The organism is Actinophytocola sp. (assembly GCF_036002505.1).
GTDB lineage: Bacteria > Actinomycetota > Actinomycetes > Mycobacteriales > Pseudonocardiaceae > DASYTH01.
Genome location: NZ_DASYTH010000406.1, coordinates 38,282 through 55,705, shown reverse-complemented (window position 1 = coordinate 55,705; position 17,424 = coordinate 38,282). Strand labels below are relative to the sequence as shown.

Sequence of the window (17,424 nt, the reverse complement as noted above, 5' to 3'; positions counted from 1 at the left end):
ACCCCCCGGCCCCCGCATCGTGGACGCATGACCACCCCGCTCCGCACCAGCCTCCTCTGCGACGACCCCGGCGAGCTCATCGCCGCGATCCCCGGGCTGCTGCGCTTCGTCCCCACCGACTCCCTCGTCCTGGTCACCTACTCCGGCCAGCGTGAGCTGCACCTGGAATGCGTGCTGCGCCTGGACATCCCGGAACCCGAGGACGCCCCGGTCGTCGCCGCCCACCTGCGCCTGGTCGCGCTGAACCACGCGGCGTCCGTGATCGAACTGGTGGTGCTCTGTGGCGCCGCCGCCGACCCGCCGGAGCCCATCGCCCTCCCGGCCCGGGCGCTGGTCGAGGTGCTCGCCAACGCCTTCGAGGGAGCCGGCATCGTGGTCTCCCACGCGATCTGGGCGCCGGGCATCGCGCCGGATCAGATCTGGCGGTGCTACGAGGATCCCGACTGCGCCGGCCGGGTTCGGGATCCGGTCACCTGCCCCGTCACCACCGCCGTCACCGTGGCCGGCCAGGTCACCTTCGCCACCCGCGCCGAGCTCGCCGGCCAGCTCACCCCCGACCCGCCCGGCGACCTCGCCCGCCGCGCCGAGCTCATCGCCGCCCTCCCGCCGGCCGTCCCCGAACAGGAGTACCCCTATGTCCGCGACACCCTCGACCAGCTCGACCCGGCCGCTCCGGTCAGCGACGTCGTCACGCTCGACGACGCGACGGTCGCCCGCCTGGCCCACGCCCTGTCCAATCCGGACATCCGCGAAGCCTGCCTGGCGTTCGCCCTCACCGTGCGCGCCACCGCCGCCGAACGTGTCTGGACGGCGCTCACCCGCGCCACCCCCGCCCCGGCCCTGGCCGGCCCGGCCACCCTGCTCGCGGCCTGCGCCTACCTCCGCGGCGACGGCGCCCTCGCCGCCGTGGCACTGGAAACCGCCCGCTCCGCCGACCCCGGCCACCGGCTGGCCAACATCGTCCGCCGCATCATCACCTTCGGCGTCACCCCCGCCGGCTTCCGCACCATGCTCGGCCAGTGCTTCGCCGCCGCCTTCACCGAACGCTGACCCGCCGGAAGCGCAGACCCTTGTCCTGGAGCGCGCACCAGGACCTACCGTGCGGTGGCATGCGAACGCGTCAGTTGGGTCGAAGCGGCATCGAGGTGAGCCCGGTCGGCTTCGGTTGCTGGCCCATCGGTGGGCTGATCATCCAGGACGGCCGGTCCGTCGGCTGGGGCGACGTCGACGACGGCGAGTCGATCCGCGCCATCCACCTGGCCATCGATCTCGGTGTGTCGTTGTTCGACACCGGCGACGTCTACGGTCGCTCCGAGGAGATCCTCGGCCGGGCCTTCGCGGGCTGCCGCGACCAGGTGGTCATCGCCACCAAGTTCGGCCGCACCTACGACCGCGAACGCCACACGATCACCGGCGTGGATCTGTCCCGCGCGCACCTGCGCCGCGCGCTCGAGGGCAGCCTGCGACGCCTCCGAACCGACGTCGTCGACCTCTACCAACTGCACGTGGGAGACTGCCCGCAGCCTGCCGCCCTCGAGCTCCGTGACGAGCTGGAAACGTTGGTACAACAAGGAAAGATCCGGGCCTACGGCTGGAGCACCGACGATCCCGGCAACATCGGGCTCTTCGCCGAAGGCCCCCACTGCGCGGCCGCCCAGATCCACCTCAACGTCCTCGAGGGCAACCGCCAGCTCGTCTCCCTGTGCGCCGCCAACAACCTGGCCACCCTTCTCCGCGGCCCCCTGGCCATGGGCCTGCTGTCCGGCAAGTACACCGCTGCCACGCGACTGTCCCAACAGGACGTCCGCGGCGCCGGCCACGACTGGATCGAGAACCGATTCCCCGACGGCCGCCCCGACCCCACCCTGCTCACCACCTTCACCGCCATCCGCGACATCCTCACCAGCAACGGCCGCACCCCGGCCCAGGGCGCCCTCGCCTGGCTCTGGGCCCTCGGCGAGAACACCCTCCCGATCCCCGGCTTCAAGGGCCTCCACCAAGCCGAGGAAAACGCCAAGGCCATGGACTTCGGACCATTGACGCCACAACAGATGGCGGAGATCGGCCGGCTGCTCACGCCGGCCGGGGCTCGGTCCGGTTGAGACCGCCGAGCGCGATCGCACTCGAGCTGCCTGCACGATGGAACACTCAGTTGCCCGGGCGTCGAACTCAGTTGCCGGAACGTACAACTCAGTCGCTGGAGCGTCGAACTCGCGGAGTCAGCCGGGCGAAGGTCCAGGCGTCGGTGACCATGGTTTCGAGGGTGGGGCGTTCGGGTTTCCAGCCGAGGTCGGCCTGGGCGCGTTCGCTGGCGGCGACCAGGGTGGCGGGGTCGCCGGGGCGGCGGCCGGCGACGGTGGCCGGGATGGGGTGGCCGGTGACTTCGCGGCAGGTGTCGACGACCTGGCGGACGGAGAAGCCGGTGCCGTTGCCGAGGTTGTAGATACGGTGCTCGCCGGGGACGGCGTGCTCGAGGGCGAGCAGGTGGGCGTCGGCCAGATCGGTGACGTGGATGTAGTCGCGGACGCAGGTGCCGTCTTCGGTCGGCCAGTCGGTGCCGTAGATCTTGACCTCGTCCCGCTGGCCGAGGGCGACCTGCAGGACGATCGGGATCAGGTGTGTCTCGGTGGTGTGCCGCTCGCCGAAGCGGCCGTGCGCGCCGGCGACGTTGAAGTAGCGCAGGCTCACCGCGGCGAAGCCGTGCGCGGTGGCGTAGGAGGTGATCGCGTGGTCGATGGCTAGCTTGGTGGCGCCGTAGGTGCTGGTCGGCCGGGTGGGCGCAGACTCGGGGATCGGTACCTGGTCGGGCTCGCCATACACGGCGGCGGTGGAGGAGAACACCAGCCGCGGGGTGCCGTGCCGCTGGACCGCATCGAGCAGGCGCACGGAGGCGAGCACGTTGCCGGCCCAGTACTTCGCCGGGTCCGCCATCGACTCGGCCACCAGGGACTTGGCCGCGAAGTGCAGCACCCCGTCGAACCCCTCGGCCAGCAGCGGATCCGCGACGTCGGCGAGGTCGGCCTGGACCAGCCGGCAGCCGTCCGGCACCGCGTCAATGTGCCCGGTGCTCAGGTCGTCCACCACCACGACCTCGTGTCCGGACTCCACCATCCGCGCCGCGCACACGCTCCCGACGTACCCCGCCCCGCCCGTGACGAGCAGCTTCACCGCAAGCCTCGATTCCTTGACACCGGCACACCCCCTACCCGGGGCATTCTGCAAGGAGGTGAATCACCGGTCGCGCCCGGCACCCGCGGAGGGCACCGTGGGGAAGAGCCGGGGCGGGGCGAACCCCCGCCGGGCGAACGCCGCGGTCACCGCGGCGCCGACCTCGTCCACAGCCGCGGCGTCGACCAGCGCGATGGCCGAGCCGCCGAACCCGCCGCCGGTCATCCGGGCGCCCAGCGCGCCGGCGCCGAGGGCGGACTCGACGGCCTGGTCGAGCTCGAGGCAGCTCACCCGGTAGTCCCGGGCGAGGCTGGTGTGCGACTCGGTGAGCAGCGGTCCGATCTCGGGGAGCTTGCCGGCCCGCAGCAGTTCGACGGTGTGCAGCACCCGCTCGTTCTCTGTGACCACGTGCCGCACCAGCCGGCGCAGCTCGGGCGGCAGCTCGGCGCGGTCGAGCGCCTCCTGGCCGACGTCGCGCAGCGCCGGCACGCCGAGCAGCTCGGCCGCGTGCTCGCAGCCGCGGCGCCGGTCGCGGTAGCCGGAGTCGCCGTGCGAGTGCCGCGCGCGGGTGTCCACGACCAGCAGCTCCAGCCCGCCGGCCGGCGCGTCCAGCGGGATCTGCTCCATGGCGCCGGTCCGGACGTCCAGGAACAGCACATGCGCGGAGACGCAGCACAGCGACGCGGTCTGGTCGAGCAGCCCGGTCGGCACCCCGACGAACTCGTTCTCCGAGCGCTGCACCCAGGCCGCGATCTCCGGGCGGCTCGGGGCGCCGGCCGCGTCCAGCTCGATGCCGGCCAGCCCGAGCAGGGCCAGCGCCGTGGCGCACTGCAGCGCGTGCGAGGACGACAGGCCGGCGCCGGCCGGAACATCGCCGACGATCACCAGGTCGGCCCCGGCCCGCACGCCGTTGTCCCGCAGCACCCAGGCGACCCCGGACGGGTAGGCGGCCCAGCCGGTGACCGCGCCCGGCTCGAGGGCGTCCACCGGCACCGGCTCGACCCGCTGCGGCACGCCGTCGTCGCCCACCGTGGTAACCGCCAGCCGCCCGTCGGCGCGCGGGGCCGCCGCCACCGCGATCCGGAACGGCAGCGCGAACGGCAGCACGAAGCCGTCGTTGTAGTCGGTGTGCTCGCCGATCAGGTTGACCCGCCCGGGCGCCGACCAGACCCCCACGGGCGCGCGCTCATGTAGCCGCCGGAACTCCTCCGCGGCTCGGGCGGGTGTGCTCATCGGGCGACGGCGAGGATGGCGTGCAGGACGGTGGGGGCGAGCTGGGCGGTGACGCCCTCGTTGTCGATCTCGATGTTGTTGCCGTCGCCCTTGGAGGGGCCGACGTTGACGGTGCGGCCGGGGATGACGCCGACCGCGCGCAGCTCGGCCATCAGGTCGGGGTCCATCTGCACGTGCTCGGCGATCCGGCGGATCTCCACCTTGCCGCCGCCGCGCCTGGCCACCTCGTCCACCCGGACCAGGCCGGCCTCGATGCCCGGCGCCGGGTCGCCCTCGCCGAGCAGGTCCAGGCCGGGGATCGGGTTGCCGTAGGGCGACGTGGTGGGGTGTCCGAGCAGCTTGACCAGCTTGCGCTCCACGGCCTCGCTCATCACGTGCTCCCAGCGGCAGGCCTCGCTGTGCACGTGCTCCCACTCCAGGCCGATCACGTCCACCAGCAGGCGTTCGGCCAGCCGGTGCTTGCGCATCACGGCGACGGCCAGCGCCCGGCCATGATCGGTGAGCTCGAGGTGCCGGTCGCCGGCGACCACGACCAGCCCGTCGCGCTCCATCCGCCCGACGGTCTGGCTGACCGTGGGCCCGCTCTGCCCGAGCCGTTCGGCGATCCGGGCCCGCAGCGGAACGACGCCCTCCTCCTCGAGCTCGTAGATCGTCCGGAGGTACATCTCGGTGGTGTCAATGAGCTCGTTCAAGCCATCACCTCGCAAGCTCGGTGCTGGCGACCCGGTCGCCTCGCAGGCTCGGCGACCGGGGCAGTGCTCATAGGTTCGCTCGCAAGCTCGCTCACTGCGCCATTCACCCTTCGTCCGTGTCCATGTTAGTGCTTCCGGACGACAAACCGGCCGCACTGTCGCCGTGCGTAGTGGGGCAAGAATGTGCGGGTGCCGGAGCTGACCTCACCCCTGGTGTCCACCGCCGGTCTGGCCACGCTGCTGGCCGGCCCGCGCCCGCCGGTGCCGCTGGACGTGCGCTGGCGCCTCGGCGGTCCACCCGGCCGCGCCGAGTACGCCGCCGGCCACCTGCCCGGCGCCGTCTACCTGGATCTGGACACCGACCTCGCCGCCCCGCCGGGTGCGGGCGGTCGCCACCCGCTGCCGGATCCCGCCGACCTGCAACGAGTTCTGCGGGCGGCGGGCGTCACAACAGACCGGCTGGTGGTGGTGTACGACGCCGCCGACGGCTCCATCGCGGCCCGTGCCTGGTGGCTGCTGCGCTGGGCCGGTCACGACGCCGTCGCCGTGCTCGACGGCGGTCATGCGGCCTGGCTCGCCGAGGGCCGCGCGGTCAGCACCGACGCCCCGCACCCCGAGCCCGGCGACATCGACGTCCGCCCCGGTCAGCTACCCGTTCTCGCCGCCGGCCGAGCCGCCGCCCTGGCCCGCACCGGCACCCTGCTGGACGCCCGCGCACCCGAGCGCTACCGCGGCGACACCGAGCCGGTCGACCCGCGCGCCGGCCACATCCCCGGCGCCCGGAACGCCCCGTTCGCCGCCCACACGGACGGGACCGGCCGCTGGCACACACCCGCCGCGCTCGCCGAGCGGTTCGCCGAACTCGGTGTCACGCCAGGGGAACCGGTCGGCGCGTACTGCGGCTCCGGGGTCACCGCCGCCTCCGTCGTGCTCGCCCTCGAAGCCGCCGGCGTCACCACCCGGGAGGCCCCGGCCGCGCTCTACGCCGGCTCCTGGTCGCACTGGTGCACCGACCCCGAACGCCCGGTGGCGACCGGCCCGGAGCCCGGCTAGGCAGGGTCCTCCAGCACGGCCGGCAGGCCGAACAGGGGGAACAGGTCGGGCCGCTCGAACGCGGCCATCTCCTTCAGGCCGCCGTCCACGACCTGCAGCAGCGTGATGGCGAACGCCCGGAACGTGTCGTCGCCCCACCGGCGCAGGTACCCGGCCGCGGCCGGCTGGCGGTTCGCCCGGACCGGCAGCACCCGCCAGGCGCCGAGCGAGTTCATGCCCTCCTTCAGCCCGGCGGCCACGGTCTCCCGACCGTCCCAGGTGCCCAGGGCCGTGATCGACAGGCGGACGTCGTCGCGGAGCAGCTCGATCAGCCGGTCGGCGTCGGCCCGCTCGTGCGCTTCGATGTAACTCTGCAGCAGGCGGCGCTCGGTCTCGCTGGGCTCGGCGGCGGGCGCGGCGTCGAGGCGCCCGCCGGGCCACTGGTGCTGCAGCGCCGCCCGGGCCCGCTGCAACGCGCTGTTGACCGCGGCCACCGTGCCGTCGATGAACGACGCGGTCTCGGCGGCGGACCAGCCCAGCACGTCGCGCAGGATCACCACGGCGCGCTGGCGCGGCGGCAGCACCTGGATGGCGGCGAGGAAGGCCAGCTCGATGGTCTCCTTCGCGATCAGCTGGGCGTCCGGCTCGGCGTCGGGCGGCGCCAGCTCGTCCAGCAGCTGGTCCGGGTACGGCGAGATCCACGGCATGTCGGCGACCTTGGTCGAGCCGCGGCGGGTCTCCCGGCGCAGCACGTCCAGGCAGGCGTTGGTGGCGATGCGGTAGAGCCAGGCCCGCAGGCTCGCCCGGCCGGCGTAGGTGTCCCGGGACCGCCACGCCCGCAGGAACACCTCCTGCACGACGTCCTCGGCCTCCTCGAACGAGCCGAGCATGCGGTAGCAGTGCACATGCAGCTCGCGCCGGTGCCGCTGCATCGACTCGGTGAGCTCGTCGGTCACGGTGACATGGTGGCCCGTCATGACCATGGAGACGACCGGGATGCGGAAACTCATCGGTCAGCCGGGCGGCGCGGCCGCGACTAGGGTTTCGCTATGGGTGCGAAAGCCGCCGTCGTCTGGGATTCGTCGCTGCTGGGCTACGACCTCGGCGGCGATCATCCCTTGCATCCGATCCGGCTGGAGCTGACCGTCCGGCTGGCCGCGGCGCTGGGGGTGCTGGACGGTGTGGAGCTGCTGGTGCCGGAGGAGGCGAGCGACCCGGAGATCGAGCGGATCCACGACGCCGGCTACATCAGCGCGGTGCGCGAGGCGCCGATGGCCGGCTGGGACGTCGGGCACGGGTTGGGCACGCCGGACAACCCGATCTTCGACCGGATGCACGAGGCGTCCGCCCGGGTGGTGGGCAGCTCACTGCTGGCCGCGCGGCAGATCGCGACCGGCGCGACCAACCGGGCGGTGAGCATCGCCGGCGGGCTGCACCACGCCATGCGCGACCGGGCGGCCGGGTTCTGCGTGTACAACGACGTGGCCGTGGCCATCTCCTGGTTGCTGGACAACGGGTTCGAGCGGGTCGCCTACGTCGACGTGGACGTGCACCACGGCGACGGGGTGCAGGCCGCGTTCTACGACGACCCGCGGGTGCTGACCATCTCGCTGCACCAGAACCCGATGACCCTGTTCCCCGGCACGGGTTTCCCGGACGAGACCGGTGGGCCGGCCGCTCCCGGCCTGTCGGTGAACGTCGCGCTTCCCCCGCACACCAAGGATTCGGCCTGGCTGCGGGCCTTCCACGCGGTGGTGCCGTCGCTGGTGGCCGCGTTCCGCCCGCAGATCCTGGTGACCCAGTGCGGAGTGGACACGCACGAGGAGGACCCGCTGGCCGAGCTGTCCCTGTCCGTGGACGGGCACCGGGCGATCTACCAGACGCTGCGCGCACTGGCCGAGGAGCATGCCGGCGGCAAGTGGCTGGCCGCGGGCGGCGGCGGTTACCAGCTGCTCCGGGTGGTGCCGCGGTCCTGGACCCATCTGCTGGCCACGGTGCTCGACCGGGACGTGGACCCGGCCGCGCGGCTCCCGAACGAGTGGACGGGCACGGTCCTCAAGCTGGCCCCGTCCGCGGAGCTGCCGCAGACCATGAGCGACGGCCGGGAGACCGGGTTCGACCCCTGGGATCCCACCTCGACCGACCCGGCCGACGTCGCCGCCCGGGACACCCGGCACGCGGTGTTTCCCTTGCACGGCTTGGATCCCGATGACCCCCGGGACTGACCCGGCCGGCTACCCGAAGGCCTGGGAGGCCGACGTCGTGCTGGCCGACGGCGGCACCGTCCATTTGAGACCGATCACGCCGGCCGACGCGGACGCCCTGGTCGCGTTCCACGGCCGGCTCTCCGACCGCACCCGGTACCTGCGCTACTTCGGCCCGTACCCGCGGATCCCGCCCAGGGACCTGGTCCGGTTCAGCACCGTCGACCACCACGACCGGGTCGCGTTCATCGCCTTGCTGGGCCACGACATCGTCGGGGTCGGCCGCTACGAGCGGATCGAGCACACCGACTCGGCGGAGGTCGCGTTCGTGGTCGCGGACGCGCACCAGAAGCGCGGCCTCGGCTCGATCCTGCTGGAGCACCTGGCCGATGCCGCCAGAGAGCGCGGCGTCCGGCGGTTCGTCGCGGACGTGCTCGCCGAGAACGCCCAGATGATCAACGTGTTCCGCGAGGCCGGCTACACCCGCATCAGCAGCGGGATCGAGGAGGGCGTGCTGCACCTGGAGTACGCCATCGACCCGACCGAGGAGTCGGTCGAGGTGGCCCGGTCCCGGGAGCAGGCGGCCGAGGCACGCAGCGTCCACAACCTGCTGCACCCCGGCTCGGTGGCGGTGATCGGCGCGTCCGCGGACCCGGCCAAGATCGGCTACGCGGTGCTGGACAACCTGCTGGCCGCGAACTTCGCCGGCCCGGTGTTCCCGGTCAACTCCGAACGCCGCTCGGTGCGCGGGGTGCGCGCGTACCCGACCGTGCTGGACATCCCCGATCCGGTGGACCTCGCCGTGGTCGCGGTGCCGGCCGGGAGCGTGCACGACGTGCTGGACGCGTGCCTGGCCAAGGGGGTCAAGGCACTCATCGTGGTGTCGGGCGGGGTGGAGCACGAGTTGGTGACGCTGGCCCGGGCGCACGGCATGCGGGTGGTCGGCCCGAACGCGCTCGGCGTGCTCAACACGCACCCGTCGGTGCGGCTCAACGCGACGCTGGCGCCGCGCCTGCCCCGCCGCGGCCGGGCCGGTTTCTTCTGCCAGTCCGGCGCGCTCGGCATCGCCATCCTCGCCGACGCCGAGGCGCGCGGGGTCGGGCTGTCCACGTTCGTCTCCGCCGGCAACCGCGCCGACGTCTCCGGCAACGATCTGCTGCAGTACTGGGAAACCGACCCGGCCACCGACATCGTGCTGCTGTACCTGGAGTCGTTCGGCAACCCGCGCAAGTTCGCCCGGCTGGCGCGCCGGCTGGGCCGGGTCAAGCCGATCGTCGCGGTCAAGTCCGGCCGCAGCGCCATGGTGCCGGCGCTGGCCGCGACGTCCGTGCCGGTGGACGAGTCCAGCGTGCAGGCCCTGTTCGAGCAGTCCGGCGTGATCCGGGTGGAGACCCTCAGCCAGCTCCTCGACACTGCGGTTCTCCTTGCCCACCAACCCCTTCCGCGCGGCCCGCGGGTCGCCGTGGTGGGCAACTCGTCCGCGATCGGCCTGCTCGCCGCGGACGCCGCGCTCACCCAGGGGCTCGAGCTCGCCGGCGACCCGGTCGACGTGGGCGTGCCGGCCGACCCCGACACGTTCGCCGCCGCCGTCGCGGACGCCTTGCGCCGCCCGGAAGTCGACGCGCTGATCGTGGTGTTCGTCCCCCCGGTCGCGGTCCCCGGCGCCGACTACGCCCGCACGCTGCGCGAGGTCGTGGCCAAGCTCGACGCCGCCCGGCACAAGCCCATCGTCTCCACTTTCCTTGCCGTGGAAGGAATCCCGGAGGATCTCGGCATCCCGTCCTACCCCGGCCCGGAGCGCGCCGCCCTGGCCCTGGCCCGGGTCACCCGCTACGCCCGCTGGCGCTCCGCCCCACCCGGCCGGCCGCGCCGTCCCGGCGGCCTCGACCCCGACACCGCCCGCACCCTCGTCACCGCCGCGGCCACCACCGAGCTCGACGACCCCACCGCGACCAGGCTCCTTGCCTGCTACGGCATCGAGATCGTGCCCTACCGCCGAGTGTCCACACCGGACGAAGCGGTCTCCGCGGCCCGCGCCCTCGGCTACCCGGTCGCGCTGAAGGCCGCCGGCGAACGGTTCTGGCGCCGCACCGACCTCGCCGGCGTCCGCCTCGACCTCGCCACCGGCGACGCCGTCCGCACCGCCTGCACCGACCTCCGCGCCGAGTCCGGTGTGCCCGATGCCTACGTGCAACGCATGGCGCCCAAGGGAACCGCCTGCGCCATCGGCCTGCAGGACGACCCCTCGTTCGGCACCGTGCTGTCCTTCGGCCTCTCCGGCGTCCTCAGCGACCTCCTCGGCGACCGCGCCTACCGCGCCGTGCCGCTCACCGACACCGACGCCGAGTCCCTGATCCACACCCCCAAGGCCGCCCCGCTGCTGACCGGCTACTCCGGCACCCCACCCGCCGACCTCGGCGCCCTCACCGACCTCGTCCTCCGCGTCAACGCCCTCGCCGAGGACCTTCCCGAGATCCGCTGGCTCTCCCTCGAGCCGATCCTCGCCTCCCCGCACGGCGCCCACGTCACCGGCGCCCGGATCACCGTCGGCCCACCACCCACCCGCCCCGACACCGGCCCGCGCCGCCTGCGGGCCACGTGAGGGGTCAGTGCGGAAGGGCGCCCTTGTCGCGGGAGAGTCCGACACCACCACCGACATAGCCGCCGCCGCAGAGGCTGAGGTGGTCGGCGGTCACCCCGCCGCTGGCCGACCGGCACAGGTGCCCGCCGCCGTTGACCTGGAGGCCGAACTCCAGCATCACGTTGACGCCGTACCGCGCACCCATCTGGTTGATCCCGTCGACGAACCGGGTGATCGCGGCGCCGGCCGGGCCGAGGTAGCCGAGTAGGTTCAGCAGGACGATCGCCTCGATGTCCGCGTCGCAGCGGCTGTGCGGGGTGATCAGCACGCCGATCTCGATGCCGGCCTTCTTGAACCGCGCCCAGTCGCCAGTCTTGATGTGGACCGGGAAGCCGGCGATGCCCCACCCCCCGTGACTTCCGCCTGGGGCGGGAGCGCAGCCGTCGGCACACTTGCCACAGGGGAGCAGGCCGCCGATGTTGATCTTGCCGAAGTGGCCCTCCTTGAAGTAGTAGGGGCCGACCCAGCCGACGACGGGGAGATGGGTGCCGATGCCGGTCCAGATCCAGCCGCTCAACTCGAGGTCGCCGGTGCAGAAGTCGTAGCACGCCTGGATGGAGCCGACCACGCCGAACTCGACATTGGCCGTGTAGCCGCCAGCCCGCTGGACGGTCATGGAGCGCTGGAGGAGCGCCTCGACCGGCATGGTCTGGACGGAGCTGCCGGCCGGCGGAGGACCCGCCGCGACGGCGGCCCCGGTGTCGGGCCAGCGCTTCCCACCGAGCACCTCGCAGCACTCGTTGATCAGCGTCCGGGCCTGCTCTTCGGGTAGCTGCAGGGCCGGCCCGAAGGACGGTTGCGGGCCGGCGGCCGTGGACTGGGCACCCGCCGCGCCGCCCGCGCTCGCCTGGGCGCCCGCGTCCTCGGTCTCGCGCTGGACCGCCGGGGCCATGGCGGCCTCCTTGGCCGCCCGCTCCTCGGGCGGGCAGTCACAGTCCGACCCCGGACCGCAGCGCTGCAGCGTCCTGGCGGCGAGCGCCTGGCTGACCGCACGGTTTCCGGCGAGCGACTGCAGTCCGAGCAGGGGAACGGTTCCGGAGGCACGCCGTACCAGGTTGGGCTCGACGATCGGCGCGGCCAGGCCGTCGTGGTCGACGCGGATTCTGGACATGCCGGCTCCTCGCTCGATCCCGGATCGCTCATCGTCGAAGTCCGCACGCCACGATGTCAACGTCCGTACGGGCAAAGTCGGCTCAGGGCTGGCGGATCAGCCGGACGCAGGTGCTGGCGTAGTCCCCGCCCGGCAGGTCCAGGGGGAGGCCGCGGGTGAGCAGGGCGCCGCCCGCGTGCACCGCGCCGGTGCGACTGTCGCGATAGGACGACTCTGGGTCGAGCCCGGCGAGGGGGAGCGGGTTCTGGCCATGACCCCAGGAGGTGGTGGGGCGGTAGGCGAGGACCACCACGGAGTCGTCGTGGACGTACTGCATGGCGGTGGTGGTGCCGTCGGCGGACGCGAGCCGGTATTGCTGTCCCAGTTGGACGGTGGGGCGGATCTCCTGGTACTGGGCGATGAGTGTGGTGGCCTCGGCGCGGTCGGCGGCGGACCAGTGCAGCAGGTTGGCGCCGATGCCCAGTACGCCGGCCATGGCCACGTGGAAGCGGAAGCGCAAGGGGGTGCCGCGGGCGGTGAAGATGTTGGGGGAGTCGGTGACCCAGGCGGACATGGTGCCGGCCGGGTAGAGCTGGGTGTGGCCGTGCTGGATGGCGAGGCGGTCGGCGGGGTCGGTGTTGTCGGAGGTCCAGACCTGGTCGGTGCGGGCGAGGATGCCGAGGTCGGTGCGGCCGCCGCCGCCGGAGCAGGCCTCGATGCGCAACCCGGGGTGGTCGCGGCGCAGGGAGTCCAGCACCGCGTAGACGTTGCGGACGTGGTCGATCCAGAGCCGGTCGGGGTCGCCGTGGCCGGGCCAGCCGGGTTCGGTGAAGGCGCGGTTCATGTCCCACTTGAGGAAGTCGATGGCGTGGTCGGCGACGAGGCGGTCCAGCCACGTGTGCGCCCAGGCGGCGACGTCGGGGCGGGCGAAGTTGAGCACGAGCTGGTTGCGCAGCTCGGTGCGACGGCGGCCGGGCATGTGCAGCACCCAGTCCGGGTGTGCGCGGTAGAGGTCGCTGTCGGGGTTGACCATCTCGGGCTCGACCCAGAGGCCGAATCGCATGCCCAGCCGGTGCACCTCGTCGACCAGGGGGCGCAGGCCGCGTGGGAACGGGACCGGGCTGGGGTACCAGTCGCCGAGCCCGGCGGCATCCCCGCGGCGGCCGCCGAACCAGCCGTCGTCGACCACGAACGCCTCGACGCCGAGCGAAGCCGCCACCGCGGCCAGGCTCCGCTGGTTGTCCTCGGTAACGGCGAAACCCGTGGCCTCCCAGGAGTTGTAGAGCACCGGGCGGAGCTCTTCGGGATGTGGCAGCACGTGGGCGCGGACGTAGGCGTGCCAGCGCCGGCTGGTGCCGCCGAACCCGTCGGGTGCGTAGAGCCCGGCGAACACCGGCGTGGTCCACTCCTCGCCGGGCTCCAGCCGCCAGCTCACGCCCTCGTGGCCGAACCCTCCGGACACGCTTGCCCGGCCGGAAGCGCTGTGCTGCATGGTGATCCGCCAGCTGCCGCTCCAGGCCAGCGCCGCGCTCCACACCTCGCCCGTGTCCTCCGTGGCGGCCCCGGAGTCGATCATGACCCAGGGGTTGGCCTGGTGGCTGGTGATCCCGCGCCGGCTGGTGAACACCGTCTCGCCCACCGGCAGCGCGGTCCGGCGCAGCTGGTTCTCCCCGCTCCAGAAGCCGACCGCGTGGCTGACCCGGTACCCGGACAGCCGGGGCAGCGCGAAGTTGGCGGAGTCGTTGCGCCGCACCGAGACCGGGACGTCGGAACGCAGCGTGACCCACCGCTCGAGCACGTCGCTGTCCTCGTACACCCGGTAGCGCAAGGTGATCCACAGCGGATAGGTCCGATCTTTAAACCGAAGCTCCAGGCTGCCGTCGTCCACGGCGTGGTCCACGAACGACCACTCCACCCCACCCGCCCCGCCGGCGAACCGGACCTGCAGCGAGGCCAGCCCGAACATCGCGCCGCCCTCCGCCGGCAGCTCCGCGTCGCCGTCGAACGCGCCGTCGAAGCTCGCCACGAACGGCGGCGGCGGAACCGGCAGGGCGACCGCGCCGGCCAGCGTCAGCGGCCGTCCCCAGTGCAGGTGCCGGGGCACGTCATCGCCGTCGAGGCGCAGCGCGTAGGACGTGCCGGGCGTGGACAGCAGCCAGGTGCGGCTCGCTTCGTCGACCAGGATCGCGGACATACATCGGACGTTAGCGGTTGAGTGATCGCGGTCAAGTACCGTGGCCGAATGATGAACGGCAGGTGGACGCAATTCGTCGCGCTGGGGGACAGTCTCACCGAGGGCATCGGCGACTACGACGCGCACGGCCGGCCGCGCGGCTGGGCCGACCGGTTCGCCGAGGAGATCGCCCGCCGGCAGAGCGGGCTGCATTACGCCAACCTGGCCGTGCGCGGCCGGCTCACCGCCGACGTCGTGCTCACCCAGCTCCGCCCCGCCATCGCGCTCGAACCCGACCTGGCCAGCATCGTGGTCGGGATGAACGACCTGATCCGCCCGGCGGTCAACCTGACCCGGGTCTGCGAGCTGTTCGACCACCTGGTGGCGACCGTGGCCGGGACCGGCGCGGTGGTGCTCACCGCGACGCTGCCGAACCCGGGTTCGGTGGTGCCGCTGCCCGGGCTGGTGCGCCGGCGCTTCGGCCGCCGGTTGGAGCTGTTCAACGAGCACGTCCGGCAGACCTCGGCCCGGCACGGCGCGGTCTGTGCCGATCTCGCCGACCGGGCGGTGCGGGACATCGCCGGGTGGAGCGAGGACCGGCTGCATCCCGGGCCGTACGGCCACCAGCTGGTCGCCGACGAGTTTCTCGAGCTGCTCACCGGCGTCCGTTCCGGTGCGGTGCTGGAGCGCCCGCCGTTCGACGTGGCCACCGAGGACGGCGTGCGGGAGCAGGTGCGCTGGTTCCTCCGCTCCGGCGGGCCGTGGCTGTGGCGGCGCCTGCGCGGCCGCCCGGAGGGCCTGCTGGTCACCGCGAAGCTGCCGGCCTACCAACTGCTCGGCTAACGGTCAGCTTCCTCCCAGGATTCTCACAGGTTGACCGGTCAGGCTCACCGCGTGGACAGGGCGACGGTCCTGGTGGTCGACGACGAGCCCAACATCCTGGAGCTGCTCTCCGCGGCGCTGCGGCTGAGCGGGTTCGCGGTGATCTCGGCGGACTGCGGGGCGGCGGCGGTGTCGGCGGTGCGTGAGCACCGGCCGGACATCGTGGTGCTCGACGTGATGCTGCCGGACTTCGACGGGTTCGAGGTGGCCCGGATGCTGCGCGGGGTGCAGGAGCGGCTGCCGGTGCTGTTCCTCACCGCCCGGGACGCGGTGGCCGACCGGATCGCCGGGCTCACCGTCGGCGGCGACGACTACGTGACCAAGCCGTTCAGCCTGGAGGAGGTGGTGCTCCGGCTGCGGGCGATCCTGCGCCGCACCCGTGACGGCCAGCGGCCGGGGCCGACGCCCGGGCTGCTCAGCTACGCCGACCTGGTGCTGGACGAGGACGCGCACCAGGTGTCCCGGGCCGGGCGGCAGGTTCGCTTGTCGCCCACCGAGTTCAACCTGCTGCGCTATCTGATGGTCAACGCGGAGAAGGTGGTCAGCAAGGCGCAGATCCTGGACCGGGTGTGGCACTACGATTTCGGCGGCGATGGCCGGATCGTCGAGTCCTACATCAGCTACCTGCGGCGCAAGGTCGACGCCGAGGGCGCGCCGCTGATCCACACCGTGCGCGGCGTCGGCTACTCGCTGCGGTTGCCATGACCGCGCCCGATGGTCGCAAGTGGACACTCCGGGCCCGGCTGGTCGCGGCGCTGCTGGTGCTGGCCACGGTGGCGCTCGCGGTGTTCGGCGTGGCCAGCGTCCTGCTGATCCGCAAGTCCCAGTTGGACCGGGTGGACGCGCAGCTCACCGACCTCGCCGGAGCGCTCAACCGGCCGGGCCTGTTCCGCCGGCTGCAGTCCGGCGGCCCCGGTCCCCGGGATCTGCCGACCGACTACCGGGTCATCCTGTTCACCTCGGCCGGCTCCCGGATCAACACCTTCGGCCAGCCCGACGACGAGGCCGGCGGGCCCAGCCTGCCCACCGTGGACGTGTCCACTGTGGACTTTCGGGGTCCGTTCACCGTGGGCGACGAGGCGGGCGGCGCGGCCTGGCGGGTGAAGGTGGTGCACGCGCCGGACGGCATCGCCGCGATCGCGGTCTCCCTGGACACCGTGGAGGCCACCACCCGGCAGCTCATCGTGATCGAGTTCGCGGTCGGCTCGCTGCTCCTGGTGGTGCTCGGCGCGGTGGCGTTCGCCGTGGTGCGCCTGGGTTTGCGGCCGCTGACCGAGATCGAGCACACGGCCGCGGAGATCGCCGAGGGCGACCTGGACCGGCGGCTGGACGCCGACGCGCACACCGAGACCGGCCGGCTCGGCCGCGCGCTGAACACCATGATCGGCCGGCTGGGCTCGGCCATGCGCCAGCGGGAGCGCTCCGAGGTGCGGCTGCGCCGGTTCGTCGCGGACGCCTCGCACGAGCTGCGCACGCCGCTCACCTCCATCCGTGGCTTCGCCGAGCTGTACCGGCGCGGCGGGGCGCCGGACCGGTCCGAAGTGGACAGGCTGATGAGCCGGATCGAGGAGGAGGCCGTGCGGATGGGCCTGCTCGTCGACGACCTGCTGCTGCTGGCCCGGCTGGACCAGCAGCGCGGGCTGGAGCTGGACGAGGTGGACCTGGTGGTGCTGGCCGCGGACGCGGTGCACGACGTCAACGCCCGCGACCCGGCCCGCCCGGTGCGGCTGGAAACCCCCGACGGCCCGGTGCGCGTCATCGGCGACGAGCACCGGCTGCGCCAGGTGACCATGAACCTGGTGACCAACGCCGTCACGCACACTCCGCCCGGCACCCTGGTCACCGTGACCGTGGCCGCGTCGCGGCTGAACGGGGTGAACGGAAGGAAGCCCGCCGCGACCGCGGGCGCGCCGCTGGAGGACCTCGCCGAGGCCGCCGTCCTCGAAGTGCGCGACCGCGGTGACGGCATCCCGCTGGACGCCGCGCCCCTGGTGTTCGACCGCTTCTACCGCCTCGACTCCGGCCGCTCCCGCCGCAGCGGCGGCACCGGGCTGGGCCTCGCCATCACCGCGGCGATCCTCGAGGCGCACAACGGCCGCATCGACCTGCACACCACCCCCGGCGCCGGCGCCACCTTCCGCGTCCTGCTCCCACTCGCCACCTAACCGGCATGTTTGCCGCTCACGTCGCCATGTTTGCCCGTGGCGTCGCCATGTTGGCCGCTCACGCGAACGCCGTGGCCGCCAGCGGCCAACACACCGACGTCAAGCGCCAACACACCGACGTGACGTGCCAACACGCCGGGCGTG

The 17,424-nt window shown here is 73.1% G+C and carries 14 protein-coding genes; 8 read left to right on the top strand and 6 right to left on the bottom strand.

The annotated features are described in order from the left end of the window. The first annotated feature begins 27 nt into the window (after nt 1–27). Complete coding sequence (locus tag VGR06_RS35450; RefSeq protein ID WP_327563572.1) at nt 28–1,050, top strand: DUF4192 domain-containing protein; 1,023 nt, start codon at nt 28–30, stop codon at nt 1,048–1,050. Nucleotides 1,051–1,109: 59 nt separating this feature from the next. Next, on the top strand, nt 1,110–2,102 hold the full coding sequence (locus tag VGR06_RS35445) for an aldo/keto reductase (protein ID WP_327563571.1): 993 nt from the start codon (nt 1,110–1,112) through the stop codon (nt 2,100–2,102). 88 nt (nt 2,103–2,190) lie between these two features. Here VGR06_RS35445 and galE read toward each other — a convergent pair whose 3' ends face one another. The 3 genes from galE to VGR06_RS35430 all read right to left on the bottom strand — a co-directional run bounded on the left by galE (nt 2,191) and on the right by VGR06_RS35430 (nt 5,093). Next, on the bottom strand, nt 2,191–3,168 hold the full coding sequence (gene galE, locus VGR06_RS35440; RefSeq protein ID WP_327563570.1) for a UDP-glucose 4-epimerase GalE: 978 nt from the start codon (nt 3,166–3,168) through the stop codon (nt 2,191–2,193). 63 nt (nt 3,169–3,231) lie between these two features. Continuing rightward, on the bottom strand, nt 3,232–4,401 hold the full coding sequence (gene galK, locus VGR06_RS35435; protein ID WP_327563569.1) for a galactokinase: 1,170 nt from the start codon (nt 4,399–4,401) through the stop codon (nt 3,232–3,234). Beyond that, complete coding sequence (locus VGR06_RS35430) at nt 4,398–5,093, bottom strand: metal-dependent transcriptional regulator (protein WP_327563568.1); 696 nt, start codon at nt 5,091–5,093, stop codon at nt 4,398–4,400. The genes galK and VGR06_RS35430 overlap by 4 nt, the downstream gene beginning before the upstream one ends. A gap of 198 nt (nt 5,094–5,291) precedes the next feature. Between VGR06_RS35430 and VGR06_RS35425 the strand changes: the two genes are divergently transcribed. Continuing rightward, the gene (locus VGR06_RS35425; protein ID WP_327563636.1) at nt 5,292–6,146 is read left to right on the top strand and encodes a sulfurtransferase; all 855 of its coding nucleotides are present in this window, start codon (nt 5,292–5,294) and stop codon (nt 6,144–6,146) included. Here VGR06_RS35425 and VGR06_RS35420 read toward each other — a convergent pair. Then, nucleotides 6,143–7,081, bottom strand: a complete 939-nt coding sequence (locus VGR06_RS35420; protein WP_327563567.1) for an RNA polymerase subunit sigma-70 — start codon at nt 7,079–7,081, stop codon at nt 6,143–6,145. The two genes, VGR06_RS35425 and VGR06_RS35420, sit on opposite strands and share 4 nt — an antisense overlap. A 93-nt stretch (nt 7,082–7,174) precedes the next feature. Between VGR06_RS35420 and VGR06_RS35415 the strand changes: the two genes are divergently transcribed. Then, nucleotides 7,175–8,350, top strand: a complete 1,176-nt coding sequence (locus VGR06_RS35415; protein WP_327563566.1) for an acetoin utilization protein AcuC — start codon at nt 7,175–7,177, stop codon at nt 8,348–8,350. Continuing rightward, a complete protein-coding gene (locus VGR06_RS35410) occupies nt 8,334–10,931 on the top strand; it encodes a GNAT family N-acetyltransferase (protein ID WP_327563565.1) in 2,598 nt (865 codons plus the stop codon). Before VGR06_RS35415 ends, VGR06_RS35410 begins: the two co-directional genes overlap by 17 nt. Nucleotides 10,932–10,935: 4 nt before the next feature. On the opposite strand, the gene VGR06_RS35405 is transcribed toward VGR06_RS35410, so the two are convergent. Together VGR06_RS35405 and VGR06_RS35400 are read right to left on the bottom strand one after the other, a co-directional pair. After that, nucleotides 10,936–12,081, bottom strand: a complete 1,146-nt coding sequence (locus VGR06_RS35405; protein WP_327563564.1) for a hypothetical protein — start codon at nt 12,079–12,081, stop codon at nt 10,936–10,938. An 82-nt stretch (nt 12,082–12,163) separates the two neighbouring features. Next, nucleotides 12,164–14,254 carry an alpha-galactosidase gene (locus VGR06_RS35400; protein WP_327563563.1) on the bottom strand — a complete coding sequence of 697 codons (2,091 nt, stop codon included), beginning with the start codon at nt 14,252–14,254 and terminating at the stop codon, nt 12,164–12,166. A gap of 48 nt (nt 14,255–14,302) precedes the next feature. Here VGR06_RS35400 and VGR06_RS35395 point away from each other — a divergent pair, with 48 nt between their 5' ends. Genes VGR06_RS35395 through VGR06_RS35385 form a run of 3 tightly spaced genes read left to right on the top strand, consistent with a single transcriptional unit; the run spans nt 14,303 to nt 17,280 of the window. After that, nucleotides 14,303–15,076 (top strand): SGNH/GDSL hydrolase family protein, encoded by a 774-nt coding sequence (locus tag VGR06_RS35395; protein ID WP_327563562.1) that lies wholly within the window; start codon nt 14,303–14,305, stop codon nt 15,074–15,076. A 51-nt stretch (nt 15,077–15,127) separates the two neighbouring features. Continuing rightward, entirely contained in the window at nt 15,128–15,820 is a 693-nt protein-coding gene (locus VGR06_RS35390) for a response regulator transcription factor (RefSeq protein WP_327563561.1), read from the top strand. Further along, entirely contained in the window at nt 15,817–17,280 is a 1,464-nt protein-coding gene (locus VGR06_RS35385; protein WP_327563560.1) for a HAMP domain-containing sensor histidine kinase, read from the top strand. Before VGR06_RS35390 ends, VGR06_RS35385 begins: the two co-directional genes overlap by 4 nt. The last annotated feature ends 144 nt before the right edge of the window (nt 17,281–17,424 follow it).

Bases quoted from the DNA above. Each gene is read 5' to 3' on its own strand.
- VGR06_RS35450 (WP_327563572.1), top strand. From the start codon at position 28: ATGACCACCCCGCTCCGCACCAGCCTCCTCTGCGACGACCCCGGCGAG.
- VGR06_RS35445 (WP_327563571.1), top strand. From the start codon at position 1,110: ATGCGAACGCGTCAGTTGGGTCGAAGCGGCATCGAGGTGAGCCCGGTC.
- galK (WP_327563569.1), bottom strand. From the start codon at position 4,401: ATGAGCACACCCGCCCGAGCCGCGGAGGAGTTCCGGCGGCTACATGAG.
- VGR06_RS35415 (WP_327563566.1), top strand. From the start codon at position 7,175: ATGGGTGCGAAAGCCGCCGTCGTCTGGGATTCGTCGCTGCTGGGCTAC.
- VGR06_RS35410 (WP_327563565.1), top strand. From the start codon at position 8,334: ATGACCCCCGGGACTGACCCGGCCGGCTACCCGAAGGCCTGGGAGGCC.
- VGR06_RS35405 (WP_327563564.1), bottom strand. From the start codon at position 12,081: ATGTCCAGAATCCGCGTCGACCACGACGGCCTGGCCGCGCCGATCGTC.
- VGR06_RS35400 (WP_327563563.1), bottom strand. From the start codon at position 14,254: ATGTCCGCGATCCTGGTCGACGAAGCGAGCCGCACCTGGCTGCTGTCC.
- VGR06_RS35395 (WP_327563562.1), top strand. From the start codon at position 14,303: ATGATGAACGGCAGGTGGACGCAATTCGTCGCGCTGGGGGACAGTCTC.
- VGR06_RS35385 (WP_327563560.1), top strand. From the start codon at position 15,817: ATGACCGCGCCCGATGGTCGCAAGTGGACACTCCGGGCCCGGCTGGTC.